Below are 11,714 nucleotides of genomic sequence, written 5' to 3'. Positions count from 1 at the left end.
TGAAACTATGATGACAGCAGCGGGCGATCAGCCCAGCAGATCCTGCTTCGTCTTGCGGAAGCCAGAGGCGATCCACTCCGCTTCCAGCGCCTTCAGCGCAGCACCCAGCGCCGCGCCCTCGTATCGCGGCATCAGGTCGCCGGATTTGACGGGAAAGGACGCGGCAGCACCGGTTTCTATATCGTCTGCCACTCCCGGCGGCAGAGGCTGCTCCAGCAGTGCAGCGCGCAGCAGCAGCACGTCGCGCGCAACGCCAGCACCTTGACGATAGGCCAGCTCTCCCGGACCCTCCGCACCGGCAATCGCACCCTGAAGAATCTCCAGCCGCCGCGCATCCTTCTTCGACAGCCGCAGCAGCTCCGCATGGTCCTCGCCGCCCAGCGCGGCGAGTCTTCGGATCGGATCGGGCGATGCATGAAGCTGCGGCTCGAACGCGATCAGGATCGGCAGCGCACGGGTATCCGCCCCGGGCAACGCCCGCGCAAGACAGCCTGCCTGTTGCATCGCCGCCGCCGCAGGCGCCGGATCGGGCGCGGCGAGCAGCTTGAGCATCTCGTGCCCGACGCGCTCTTTGGAAAGTGTCTCTAACCCTTCCGAAAGGGCCGCACAGGCCGCCAGCCCCTCGGCATCCAGCCCGCCCTCCGGATCGCCGTACCAGGCATGAAACCGAAAGAACCGCAGGATCCGCAGGTAATCCTCGCGTATCCGCGCTTCCGGGTCCTCGATGAACCGCACCCGACGCGCCAGCAGGTCGTCCAGCCCGCCCAGCGGGTCCACGACCGTCCCGTCAGGTTCCGCATAAAGCGCGTTCATCGTCAGGTCGCGCCGGCGCGCATCTTCCTCGATCCGGTCGGTATAGGCCACCACGGCGCGGCGCCCGTCCGTCTCCACATCCCGCCGGAATGTCGTCACCTCATGCGGCATCCCCGAGGACACCACCGTCACCGTCCCGTGGTCGATCCCCGTCGGCACCGGCTTCAGCCCCGCCACCTTCGCCAGCTCGGTCACCTTCTCCGGCAGGGCATCAGTGGAAATGTCGATATCCCCCACCGGCTCCTCCAGCAGCGCGTTCCGCACGCAGCCGCCGACGAACAGCGCCCGGAACCCGCCATCCTGCAGCACGTCGCACACCCGCCGGGTCCGCGGGTCGGATATCCACTTGCCCGAGATCTTCACAGCATTGCCATCCTGTCGGCCAGCCCGCGCAGGATCCGCGCCGTCGCGCCCCAGATGTAATAGGGCCCATAGGGCACGATGAAGTAATACCGCCGCGTCCCCTGCCAGCGCCGGAACTCGATGTGAAATTTCGCCGGATCGGTGACATGCGCCAGCGGCACACGGAACACCTCTTCAACCTCACCCGCCTCGGGCACGGGTTGAAATTCGTCCCTGACACGGGCCAGGACCGGCGTCATGATGAACCCCGTCACCGTCTGGTGCTGCGGCAACAGCCCCAGCACCTCGACATTCTCCGGCATCAGCCCGATCTCTTCCCGCGCCTCGCGCAGTGCGGCGGCCACGACGTCGGCATCGCCCGGATCGACTTTACCGCCCGGAAACGCGATCTGCCCCGGATGATGCTTCAGCGCCGAGGACCGCTTGGTCAGGATAACCTCCGCCCCGCGCGGTCCGTCGATCACCGGCACCAGCACACCCGCAGGGCGCAGCTTTGTCCCCGCGGGCGGCCGGAAATCCGGGTTCAGGTCGAAGTCCGACGACCCCTCTGACGCGACGACCAGCGCGTCACCCAGCCGGTCGAACAGGTCAATTGCCGTCACCGGGGGACTCCACAGCCTCGAAGCCCAAAGTCCTGGGGTCGAACTCGTAATGCGCGCCGCAGAACTGGCAGTCGGCGGTCACGATGCCGTCATCCGTCGTCATGTGCGCGATATCCTTGGCCGAATAGATCGACAGGCTCTCACGTACCTTCTCGGCGGAACAGCTGCATCCGAACTTCACCGCCTGCGGATCGAAGACACGCGGCGATTCCTCGTGGAACAGTCGCACCAGCAGGTCCGTCGGCTGCACATGCGGGCCGATCAGTTCCAGTATCTCGACGGTATCGAGCAGCAGGTTGGCGCGGTTCCAGTTTTCCTCTTCCTCGCCATCCATGATGTCGGTCGCCTGTAGCAGCCCGCCTTCGCCCGACCCGCCATCGCCGGTCGCGAAAGGCGACGCTTCGGGCATCGTCTGCAGCATCACGCCACCGGCGCGCCAGCCGTCGTTGCCGCCCGGCACCTTCGAGTCGCCGTAGCCCAGCGAAAACCGCGTCGGAAGCTGCTCGGACTGCGCGAAATACGTCTCTGCACAGGCGGAAAGCGAGCCGCCGGCAATCGGCGTGATGCCCTGATACGGCACCATGTCTGTGCCCTGATCGATCAGGATCGCGAAATATCCCTTGCCGATCTGAGAGAACGGATCGCCATTCGGGTCCAGCCGGTCCTTGTCGAAACTGGCATAGGCGCGCATTCGCGCCGGCTCGCCCTCTTTCGTCGGGCCATAGTAATCCGTCGCCACCAGCCGTGCCGGTCCGTCGCCGCGCACCTGAAGCGACAGCTTCCAACGCAGCTTGATCGTCTGCCCGATCAGCGCGGTCAGCAATGCAGTTTCGGCCACCAGCGCCTCGATGGCGGGCGGATAGTTGTGTTGTGCCAGGATCTCGTCCAGCACACCGTCAAGCCGCGCAACGCGCCCGCGGATATCCGAGCGGTCAAGCTGAAACGGCAGGATGGTGTCATCCCAGGCTATTTGTGATCCAAGTGTCATGGGGTTTCCTTGCGCCTTACTTTGGCATACCGCGTCCATATATGGACGGCAACCGAGCAGCAAAGGCAGGGCAGGCATGATCCGTCGGTATGGCGAGGCGGTAAAACCGGGTGTGACTTATCGCCGGAGGCCGGGGGTTTATGCCCTGCTGCCCCGCGACGGCGGTCTGCTGGTGACGCATCAGCAGGAACCGCAGCCGGAATTCCAGCTGCCGGGCGGCGGCATCGACCCCGGCGAATCGCCGGTCGCCGCATTGCACCGCGAAGTGTTCGAGGAAACCGGCTGGCGGATCGCATCGCCGCGCCGTGTCGGCGCCTATCGCCGCTTCACCTACATGCCCGAATACGATCTCTGGGCGGAAAAAGTCTGCCACATCTACGTGGCCCATCCTGTCCGGCGGCACGGCCCGCCCACCGAACCCGGGCACACCGCCTTCTGGATGGATGTCGTGACCGCGACTGAACTTCTGGCCAGCGAAGGCGACCGCGCCTTTGCCGAAATGCTTCTGCCCGGCTGAGCCTGACCGATGAGCAACCCCGTTTCCCGCTTCTTCCGCTCCCGCGCCTTTCGCCATTCCGTTGCGGTCTGGGCGACGCTGCTGCTGCTGGGGGTGATCTTCGTGCTCACGATGATCCCACTGCCACAGCTTCCGCCCGCCGCAGGCGGCGACAAGCTGCACCATTTCATCGCCTTCGCCGCCGTCGCCTTTCCCTGCGCGCTGCTTTATCCGCATGCGCTGGTCTGGACCGTGCCGGTGATCGTGGCAGAGGCAGGACTGATAGAGATCATCCAGCCGCTGGTGAACCGGCACCGCGAACTGAACGATTTCATCGCCGACGTGATCGGCATCGGAATTGGCATTGCGCTGGGCCTGACACTGCGCTGGGTCCTGAAGTCACGCTCCCGCCGCCGCGAAACACAGACAGGTTAGCGCCCGAATTCCAGCAGGGCGGCGGAAATGTCGTCGCTGAATTCCCACTCGCCGCTGTAATCCGCCAGCTCCGCCAGGATACGGTCGAAATAGGCCTGCCCGCGCGCGTCGGCATGCAAGCGCATCAGTCGTTTCAATCCAGCGGTATCCAGCATCTCGCCCCTCGGCGACATGCATTCCGTGATCCCGTCGGACACAAGGAACAGCCTGTCACCGGGCCGAAGAACAGTCACTGAATCAAAGAAACTCGCGCCGGGCAGCAGGCCCACGGGCATGCCGCCGGTTCCCAGCGGCTCGATCGTGCCCGTAGCGCGTTGCAGCATCGGATGCGGATGTCCGGCCTGCGTCAGGGTGACCGTTCCGCTGTCCAGCTCGACCCGCGCCAGCGCCAGCGTCAGGTACTGATCGGTCTCGATCCGCTTCAGAACGAGGTCGTTAAGCTGTTCCGCAACCTCCGCCGGGCTGCGCATAGTGCGCTCGCCCCTCGCCGTTTCGGCGATTGCGATATTGGTCTCCGGCTCGCTGCCCGACAGGTACCCGGCCAGCCGCGCCGTCATCAGGGCGGAGGCGATACCATGCCCGGACACGTCCAGCGCAAAGACGCCAACCTCGCGCGCGTTCACCTCGAACATGCCGACCAGATCGCCCCCGATCCGCCCCGCCGGCTGCAACAGCAGGGAAACGTCGAGCGGCCCGAACCTCCGGTGCCGTTCCCGCACCAGCGATTGCTGCAAACGGTGCGCATCCTGCAGATCCCGGTCGATTCCCTGGTGCAGATGCCGCAACTCCTCCAGCGCCGCGCCGATCTGCCGGTTCTTCTCGGTCAGCTCGCGCTCCATGCGCAAAACGCGCTGCCCGGCCCGTACCCGCGCACGCAGCTCTGCGGCATTCACCGGCTTCGTCAGGAAATCGTCCGCCCCGGCATCTAGCCCATGTGCCACCTCGTGCTTCTCGTCATTCGAGGTCTGCAGAATGAAATAGCCGTATCGGTCGCCCTGCATCGCCCGGAACTCACGGCAGAATTCCAACCCGTCCATCCCCGGCATCACCCAGTCGCTGACGATAAGGTCCGGCTGTTCAAACTGGCAGACGGCCAGCGCCGCCTCCCCGGATGGCGCCTCCAATACCCGCAGGCCCATCTTTGTCAGGAAATGCGTCAGAAGCCGCCGTTGCGCGCGGCTGTCATCGACGACCAGCACGGTTTCCTGTGCCGGGCGTGCGGGGCCTTCCGGCCAGTCGATATCTCCCTTCGGACTCAAATGTCGGTCTGCCACGGCGGTTGCGACATCCGTTTAGCCCCACCAGGATTAACACCCGCATAAACCTTCGATTTTACAAAGTTTCCGCCGCGCATTTACCCACCGCACAGGCCGCACCGCTACTCTGTGGCGGTCCCCGGGCCGGAGAGGGCAGTGATCGACTGGCAGCGCATCGACGAACTTCAAAGCGAAATCGGCAGCGAAGACTTCGCCGAGGTCGCTGGCCTGTTCCTGGAAGAACTGGATGCCGTCCTGGATCAACTGCGCGGCACCCCGGCTCCGGCGGACCTTGCCCTGAAACTGCATTTCCTGAAGGGTTCCGCGCTCAACCTCGGCTTCGCGACGATGGCCACCCTCTGCGCGCAGGGCGAACGTATGGCGACTTCCGGACAGGGGCAGGACGTACGGCTGGACGACCTGTTCTCGGCCCACGACACTTCGCGCGCCGAATTCCTCGCCCGGTTCAGCGGCATCGCCGCCGCTTAGTCGCACTCCACCAGATGGGGCGTCAGCCGGTCGCGGATCACCTGCGGAATCTCCGCCGATTTCCGCGTCTCCGGATCAAAGAACACCTCCACCAGATCGTATGTCGCGTGCATTTCCCCGGTATCCGCATGGAACATCCGCAAATGCAGCGTCGCGCTCTTCCCGCCGATCCGCGTGATCGCCCCGTCGATCCGCACCAGATCCCCCGCCACCAGCTCTTTGATGAAATTCGTCGTCGCCTTCGCCGACACCGTATGCACGCCGAACTTGGGAATGATCTCGGAATAGGGCACGCCCAGCAGCGTCCACATGTGATAGGTCGCGTCGTCGAAGAACGGCGCATAGTGGCGCACGTTCATGTGCCCGAAATGATCGTGGTGCCACGGATGCACCACCCCCCGGAAAACTTCCAGCCGCTCGCCCATCTCCGCCCTCCGTCTTCGCCGGTCCAGCCAACCACCGCCCGCCCCGCGCCGCAACCCCGCCTTGCCCAGCGCCGCGCCCCGCGCTAAACGGCGCCGGATACCTGATAGCGGAGCAATGCATGTCCGACGCGCCGAAAAAAGTGGTGCTGGCCTATTCCGGCGGCCTCGATACCTCGATCATCCTGAAATGGCTGCAGACGGAATACGGCTGCGAGGTCGTGACCTTCACCGCCGACCTCGGCCAGGGGGAGGAACTGGAACCGGCTCGCAAGAAGGCCGAACTTCTCGGCATCAAGCCCGAGAACATCTATATCGAGGATGTGCGCGAGGAATTCGTCCGCGACTTCGTGTTCCCGATGTTCCGCGCCAACGCGCTGTACGAGGGCCAGTATCTGCTCGGCACTTCCATCGCCCGCCCGCTGATTTCCAAACACCTTGTCGAGATCGCCGCAGAAACCGGCGCGGATGCCGTCTCTCACGGCGCCACCGGCAAGGGCAATGACCAGGTCCGCTTCGAACTCGCCGCCTACGCGCTGAACCCAGAGATCAAGGTGATCGCGCCATGGCGCCTCTGGGACCTGTCCTCGCGGACGAAGCTCATCGACTTCGCCGAGAAGAACCAGATCCCGATCGCCAAGAACAAGCGTGGCGAGGCGCCGTTCTCCGTCGACGCCAACCTGCTGCACACCTCGTCCGAGGGACGCGTTCTGGAAGACCCCGCCGAGGAAGCGCCGGAATACGTGCTGCAGCGGATCACCCGGCCAGAGGATGCCCCCGACACGCCGGAAATGGTCGAGATCGGGTTCGAAAAGGGCGATGCCGTCTCTATCAACGGCGAAATGCTCTCTCCCGCCACGATCCTTACCCGCCTGAACGAACTCGGCTCGAAACACGGCATCGGCATTCTCGACCTTGTCGAGAACCGTTTCGTCGGCATGAAATCCCGCGGCCTGTATGAAACCCCGGGCGGCACCATACTGCTCGAGGCGCATCGCGGCATCGAACAGATCACCCTCGATTCCGGCTCCGGGCACCTCAAGGACTCGATCATGCCCCGCTATGCCGAGCTGATCTACAACGGCTTCTGGTTCTCGCCGGAACGAGAGATGCTGCAGGCCCTGATCGACAAGAGCCAGGAGCATGTGACCGGCACCGTCCGCGTCAAGCTTTACAAGGGCTCCGCCCGCACCGTCGCCCGCTGGTCCGATCACAGCCTATACTCCGAAGCGCACGTGACGTTCGAGGAAGACGCAGGCGCCTACGACCAGAAGGACGCGCAGGGCTTCATCCAGCTCAACGCGCTGCGGCTCAAGCTGCTGGCGGCGCGGAACCGGCGGCTGAAAAAGTAACACCCGCAATCCGGCGCGAGGGGGACGTCCATGGCAACCCTTCAGGAATTCGTCGACGCGCAGGAACAGGTCTGGCCGCAGGTCCTGCGCGAACTGCGCGACGGGCGGAAGGTGACCCACTGGATCTGGTGGGTCTTTCCGCAGCTCGAAACCCTCGGCCGCTCGCCCCGCGCCCGGCATTTCGGCCTGTCGGGTCTGCAGGAAGCAGCCGACTATCTTGCCCACCCTGTCCTCGGCCCGCATCTGATTGAAGTGGCTGACCTGCTCCTCATCCACGAGGGCACCGATCCGGTGGATATCCTCGGGCCGGTCGATGCGCTGAAGGTCCGCTCCTCTATGACGCTGTTCGAGGCCACGCCCGGCGCGCCCGATAGCTTCGCAAAGGTGCTCAATCGTCTCTACAAAGGCGAAAGATGCCCGGTCACCCGCGCGACGCTGGCCTGATCTTCCGCGCTTCCATCACGCGATAGGACGGCATCGCCGCCTCAACCATCTCCGCAAGCCGGCTGTCCAGTACGGGCAGATCCCCTTCCGGTCCGGCGAACCCGGTCGTGCGGTGCAGCGACTTGTACCAGTGCGCCGCCCAGACCCCGTCTTCCGCGCGGCCGCCCTCCGGCCAGGACAGCATCGCCGGATCGAACCTGATACCAAGCGCCAGGCAAAGTGCCGTCAGCATCGCTTCAGGGTCCTGCCGTATGTCGTAGCTGTCGATCACCAGCGGCGCCTCGCCGCGCTCCGACAGGTACTCGAACAGCTCCGCCTGCTGGACGAAACCCACATCCTCCAGCGTCAGCGCCTCGTACCCCTTCGCGAAACTCACCACCACCCGCGCCGGATGCCGGATCAGGAACACATGCCGCACACCCGCCATCCAGTCTCGCGGAAATCCCGGCAGCATGTGCTGCACCATGTGCTTCTGATACCAGTTCGCCCTGCCGCCCGGCGCCGGCGCCGCCAGCGCCGCACCGACCGCCCCGGCATCCTGCGGCTGCGACGCCAGCACCTCCTCGCGCATCGGATGCGCCAGCCCGGTTGCCGCCAGATAGGCCGCATAGAACGGCTCATCCGTCACCGCGCAGTCGCCGCGCTGCGCGAAGGCATACATCATCGCCGTCGACAGGTTGCGCGGCCCCGACCACATCGCGATCCGCATCAGGCGCAGGTCCGTTCGATCAGTGCCTTGTAAAGCCCGCGAATCCGCTCGGTCACCGGCCCCATCTCTCCGCTCCCGATCACCCGCCCGTCGATCTCCCCCACCGGCGTCTGTGCGCCGAACGTCCCGGTCAGGAACGCCTCGTCTGCGCCATAGGTATCGACCAGCGAATAGTTCCGCTCGAACACCGGAATCCCGTCCTCCCGGCATAAATCAATCACCTTCCGCCGGGTGATCCCGTTCATGCAGTAATCGCCGGTCGAGGTCCAAACCTCCCCCTTCCGCACGATGAAGAAGTTGCAGGCATTCGTCGTGTTCACGAAACCATGCACATCCAGCATCAGCGCCTCGTCCGCCCCTGCCTTCTCGGCGGCGATGCAGGCGAGGATGCAGTTCAGTTTGGAATGGGAATTCAGCTTCGGGTCCTGCGTCATTGGCAACCCGCGGATATGCGGCACCGTGGCCAGCCGAATCGGCCGCGGGATCGACGGCTTGGAATGCTCCATGATGATCGCCACCGTCGGCCCCTGCCGCGACAGCGACGGATGCTGGAACGGCCGCGCCTTGACCCCGCGCGTCACCATCAGCCGCGCATGGGCATCAGTCTCCATCCCGTTGGAAATTTGCGTCTCTAACAAGGCTGTTTCGATCCCGCTACGATCCATCCCGATATCCAGGTCGATCGCCTTGGCCGCCTCGAACAGCCGGTCCAGATGCTCATCCAGGAACGCCCAGCGCCCGTTATAAAGCCGCAGCCCCTCCCACACGCCGTCCCCCAGCATGAAGCCGCTGTCATAGACGCTGACCACGGCCTCCGCCTTCGGCACGATCCGCCCGTTAACATAGATCAGGATCGCCTCGTTCCGCGCGTCTTCCTCGGCCTGGTGGGTGGTGACATGGTCGTTCATAGGCACGCTCCTTCGCGGTCAGGCTAAATGTGAACCGCGCGGACACAAGCCGAAACCGATCCCGCTTCTTCTGGTCAAAAATATCCCGGGGGGCGCCGCAGGCGCGGGGGCAGAGCCCCCTCCGCACCCGCCGCCGGAACCGGAGCCCGGAACCTACCCCGCCTCCGCCGCCGCGAACACCGCCATGTTCAGGATGTCGTTCACCGAGGATGATGCCTGGCAGATCTGGATCGGCTTGTCGACGCCGGTCAGGATCGGCCCGATGATCGAGGCGCCCGCCATCTCCTGCATCAGCTTGACCGAGATCGAGGCCGAATGCCGCGCCGGAACCACGAGGATATTTGCCGGTCCGGTCAGCCGCTGGAACGGGTAATGCGCCTGCATCCGTGTGTTCAGCGCGACGTCGACCGTCATCTCCCCCTCGTACTCGAAATCCGCGCCGCGCTTATCCAGCACGGCCGCCGCCTTGTGCATCTTCTCCGCCCGTTCCGACACCGGATATCCGAAGGTCGAGAAGCTGACGAACGCCACCCGCGGCTCCATCCCCAGGCTCCGCGCCACCGCGGCGGCGCGTTCGGCAATCATCGCCAGGTCTTCTTCATCCGGCCATTCATGCACCAGCGTGTCCGCGATCATCACGATCCGCCCACGATGCAGGATCGCCGTCACCCCCACCGCATCGTCCTGATCCGACACGTCGAACACGTGGTTGATCAGCTGCAGCACATGCGCCGACTTCCGCGTCGCCCCGGTGATCATCCCGTCGCCATGCCCGTGTGCCAGCATCAGCGCCGCGAAAACGTGCCGGTCCCGCGCCGCCAGCCGGTGCACATCCTGCTGGTCCACGCCCTTGCGCTTCAGCCGGTCGTAGAGAAACGCCTTGTAGGTCTCCAGATGCTCCGTATTCGCCGCGTTCACGATCCGCAGCTCCCGCATCGCATCCGCCAGCCCCTCGGCCTGCAGCTTCTCCTTCACATCTACTTCGCGCCCGACGACCAGCGCGCGCCCGAACCCGTTCCGCTGATACGCCACAGCCGCGCGCAGCACCCGCGGATCGTCGCCCTCGGCGAAGATCATCGTCGCCTGCTTCGCCCGCGCGCGAGAGTTGATGCCGTTCAGGATCGACGCGGTCGGATCCATCCGCGCTCGCAGACTGTGCCGGTACGCATCCATATCCTCGATATCCTTGCGCGCCACGCCGGTCCGCATCCCCGCCTCGGCCACCGCTGGCGGGATCATGTGGATCAGCCGCGGATCGAAGGGAGTCGGAATAATATAGTCTCTGCCAAAGGACAATTTGCGCCCATAGGCGACCGCCACCTCGTCCGGCACCTCCTGCCGCGCCAGCTCTGCCAGCGCCGAGGCGCAGGCGATTTTCATCTCGTCATTGATCGCCCGGGCATGGACGTCCAGGGCCCCGCGGAACAGGTACGGGAACCCAAGGACGTTGTTCACCTGGTTCGGGTAATCCGACCGCCCCGTCGCCACGATGGCGTCCGGACGCACTGCATGCGCCTCTTCCGGCGTGATCTCCGGGTCCGGGTTCGCCATGGCAAAGATCACCGGCTTGTCCGCCATCGACGCCACCATGTCCTGCGTCACGGCGCCCTTCACCGACACCCCAAGGAACACGTCCGCCCCCGCCATCGCCTCTTCCAGCGACCGCAGGTCGGTCTTGATCGCATGCGCGGATTTCCACTGGTTCATCCCCTCGGTGCGACCCTGATAGATGACCCCCTTGGTATCGCAGGCGATGCAGTTCTCATGCCGCGCGCCCATGCTCTTCAAAAGCTCGATACAGGCGATTCCCGCGGCCCCCGCGCCGTTCAGCACGATCTTCACGTCCTCGATCTTCTTGCCCGACAGGTGTAGCGCGTTGATCAGCCCGGCGGCACAGATCACCGCCGTCCCATGCTGGTCGTCGTGAAACACCGGGATGTCGCACATCTCCTTGAGCTGCTGCTCGATGATGAAGCATTCCGGCGCCTTGATGTCCTCAAGGTTGATGCCGCCAAAGGTCGGCGCCATCAGCTTCACCGCCTTGATGAACTCATCCGGATCCTCGGTATCCAGCTCGATATCGACGGAATTCACGTCGGCGAACCGTTTGAACAGCACCGCCTTGCCTTCCATCACCGGCTTCGACGCCAGCGCGCCAAGGTTCCCCAGCCCCAGCACTGCCGTCCCGTTGGAAATCACGGCGACCATGTTCCCCTTGGCGGTGTAGTCATAGGCTGTGCCCGGATCCTCGGCGATCACCTCGCACGGCACGGCCACGCCGGGCGAGTAAGCCAGCGACAGGTCGCGCTGCGTCGCCATCGGTACGGTCGCGTGGATGCCCAGCTTGCCGGGCGTCGGTTCAAGATGAAATGTCAAAGCTTCCTGGCGCGTATGCTTCTGCATCGCCATGGCCTGTCTCCTCCCTCGTAGACGGATA

13 protein-coding genes are annotated in these 11,714 nt (G+C 64.8%); 5 read left to right on the top strand and 8 right to left on the bottom strand.

What is annotated here, in order from left to right:
- Nucleotides 1–27: 27 nt before the first annotated feature.
- The 3 genes from HCO70_RS15810 to HCO70_RS15800 are packed head-to-tail and all read right to left on the bottom strand — an operon-like array spanning nucleotide 28 to nucleotide 2,766.
- The gene (locus tag HCO70_RS15810; protein ID WP_172297888.1) at nucleotides 28–1,176 is read right to left on the bottom strand and encodes a CCA tRNA nucleotidyltransferase; all 1,149 of its coding nucleotides are present in this window, start codon (nucleotides 1,174–1,176) and stop codon (nucleotides 28–30) included.
- Entirely contained in the window at nucleotides 1,173–1,778 is a 606-nt protein-coding gene (locus HCO70_RS15805) for a CoA pyrophosphatase (protein ID WP_172297886.1), read from the bottom strand. The genes HCO70_RS15810 and HCO70_RS15805 overlap by 4 nt, the downstream gene beginning before the upstream one ends.
- Nucleotides 1,765–2,766 (bottom strand): Hsp33 family molecular chaperone HslO, encoded by a 1,002-nt coding sequence (locus HCO70_RS15800; protein ID WP_172297884.1) that lies wholly within the window; start codon nucleotides 2,764–2,766, stop codon nucleotides 1,765–1,767. Before HCO70_RS15800 ends, HCO70_RS15805 begins: the two co-directional genes overlap by 14 nt.
- Before the next feature lie 76 nt (nucleotides 2,767–2,842).
- On the opposite strand from HCO70_RS15800, the gene HCO70_RS15795 reads away from it, so the two are divergent.
- Together HCO70_RS15795 and HCO70_RS15790 are read left to right on the top strand one after the other, a co-directional pair.
- Nucleotides 2,843–3,283: an NUDIX hydrolase gene (locus tag HCO70_RS15795; RefSeq protein WP_172297882.1), complete on the top strand. Its 441-nt coding sequence runs from the start codon at nucleotides 2,843–2,845 to the stop codon at nucleotides 3,281–3,283.
- Between the two features lie 9 nt (nucleotides 3,284–3,292).
- Nucleotides 3,293–3,697, top strand: a complete 405-nt coding sequence (locus HCO70_RS15790) for a hypothetical protein (protein ID WP_172297880.1) — start codon at nucleotides 3,293–3,295, stop codon at nucleotides 3,695–3,697.
- Here HCO70_RS15790 and HCO70_RS15785 read toward each other — a convergent pair.
- The gene (locus tag HCO70_RS15785) at nucleotides 3,694–4,956 is read right to left on the bottom strand and encodes a PP2C family protein-serine/threonine phosphatase (RefSeq protein WP_216665464.1); all 1,263 of its coding nucleotides are present in this window, start codon (nucleotides 4,954–4,956) and stop codon (nucleotides 3,694–3,696) included. The genes HCO70_RS15790 and HCO70_RS15785 overlap by 4 nt on opposite strands.
- 153 nt (nucleotides 4,957–5,109) lie before the next feature.
- Between HCO70_RS15785 and HCO70_RS15780 the strand changes: the two genes are divergently transcribed.
- Nucleotides 5,110–5,442 (top strand): Hpt domain-containing protein, encoded by a 333-nt coding sequence (locus HCO70_RS15780; RefSeq protein ID WP_172297878.1) that lies wholly within the window; start codon nucleotides 5,110–5,112, stop codon nucleotides 5,440–5,442.
- Here the strand turns inward: HCO70_RS15780 and HCO70_RS15775 are convergent.
- Nucleotides 5,439–5,867, bottom strand: a complete 429-nt coding sequence (locus HCO70_RS15775; RefSeq protein ID WP_172297876.1) for a thioesterase family protein — start codon at nucleotides 5,865–5,867, stop codon at nucleotides 5,439–5,441. The genes HCO70_RS15780 and HCO70_RS15775 overlap by 4 nt on opposite strands.
- A gap of 119 nt (nucleotides 5,868–5,986) precedes the next feature.
- Here HCO70_RS15775 and HCO70_RS15770 point away from each other — a divergent pair, with 119 nt between their 5' ends.
- Together HCO70_RS15770 and HCO70_RS15765 are read left to right on the top strand one after the other, a co-directional pair.
- Nucleotides 5,987–7,216 (top strand): argininosuccinate synthase, encoded by a 1,230-nt coding sequence (locus tag HCO70_RS15770; protein WP_172297874.1) that lies wholly within the window; start codon nucleotides 5,987–5,989, stop codon nucleotides 7,214–7,216.
- 30 nt (nucleotides 7,217–7,246) lie between these two features.
- Entirely contained in the window at nucleotides 7,247–7,660 is a 414-nt protein-coding gene (locus HCO70_RS15765) for a DUF1810 domain-containing protein (RefSeq protein ID WP_172297872.1), read from the top strand.
- On the opposite strand, the gene HCO70_RS15760 is transcribed toward HCO70_RS15765, so the two are convergent.
- The 3 genes from HCO70_RS15760 to HCO70_RS15750 all read right to left on the bottom strand — a co-directional run bounded on the left by HCO70_RS15760 (nucleotide 7,638) and on the right by HCO70_RS15750 (nucleotide 11,686).
- Nucleotides 7,638–8,369: an HAD family hydrolase gene (locus HCO70_RS15760; RefSeq protein WP_172297870.1), complete on the bottom strand. Its 732-nt coding sequence runs from the start codon at nucleotides 8,367–8,369 to the stop codon at nucleotides 7,638–7,640. The genes HCO70_RS15765 and HCO70_RS15760 overlap by 23 nt on opposite strands.
- Nucleotides 8,369–9,277: a D-amino acid aminotransferase gene (locus tag HCO70_RS15755; RefSeq protein ID WP_172297868.1), complete on the bottom strand. Its 909-nt coding sequence runs from the start codon at nucleotides 9,275–9,277 to the stop codon at nucleotides 8,369–8,371. The genes HCO70_RS15760 and HCO70_RS15755 overlap by 1 nt, the downstream gene beginning before the upstream one ends.
- A gap of 153 nt (nucleotides 9,278–9,430) precedes the next feature.
- Nucleotides 9,431–11,686 carry an NADP-dependent malic enzyme gene (locus HCO70_RS15750; RefSeq protein WP_172297866.1) on the bottom strand — a complete coding sequence of 752 codons (2,256 nt, stop codon included), beginning with the start codon at nucleotides 11,684–11,686 and terminating at the stop codon, nucleotides 9,431–9,433.
- Between the last annotated feature and the right edge of the window lie 28 nt (nucleotides 11,687–11,714).

It is taken from the genome of Pseudoruegeria sp. HB172150 (assembly GCF_013184805.1).
In the GTDB taxonomy this organism is placed as follows: domain Bacteria; phylum Pseudomonadota; class Alphaproteobacteria; order Rhodobacterales; family Rhodobacteraceae; genus Psychromarinibacter.
This window is presented reverse-complemented; position numbering and strand designations above follow the sequence as displayed.

Bases quoted from the DNA above. Each gene is read 5' to 3' on its own strand.
- HCO70_RS15800 (WP_172297884.1), bottom strand. From the start codon at position 2,766: ATGACACTTGGATCACAAATAGCCTGGGATGACACCATCCTGCCGTTT.
- HCO70_RS15795 (WP_172297882.1), top strand. From the start codon at position 2,843: ATGATCCGTCGGTATGGCGAGGCGGTAAAACCGGGTGTGACTTATCGC.
- HCO70_RS15790 (WP_172297880.1), top strand. From the start codon at position 3,293: ATGAGCAACCCCGTTTCCCGCTTCTTCCGCTCCCGCGCCTTTCGCCAT.
- HCO70_RS15775 (WP_172297876.1), bottom strand. From the start codon at position 5,867: ATGGGCGAGCGGCTGGAAGTTTTCCGGGGGGTGGTGCATCCGTGGCAC.
- HCO70_RS15770 (WP_172297874.1), top strand. From the start codon at position 5,987: ATGTCCGACGCGCCGAAAAAAGTGGTGCTGGCCTATTCCGGCGGCCTC.
- HCO70_RS15765 (WP_172297872.1), top strand. From the start codon at position 7,247: ATGGCAACCCTTCAGGAATTCGTCGACGCGCAGGAACAGGTCTGGCCG.
- HCO70_RS15760 (WP_172297870.1), bottom strand. From the start codon at position 8,369: ATGCGGATCGCGATGTGGTCGGGGCCGCGCAACCTGTCGACGGCGATG.
- HCO70_RS15755 (WP_172297868.1), bottom strand. From the start codon at position 9,277: ATGAACGACCATGTCACCACCCACCAGGCCGAGGAAGACGCGCGGAAC.
- HCO70_RS15750 (WP_172297866.1), bottom strand. From the start codon at position 11,686: ATGGCGATGCAGAAGCATACGCGCCAGGAAGCTTTGACATTTCATCTT.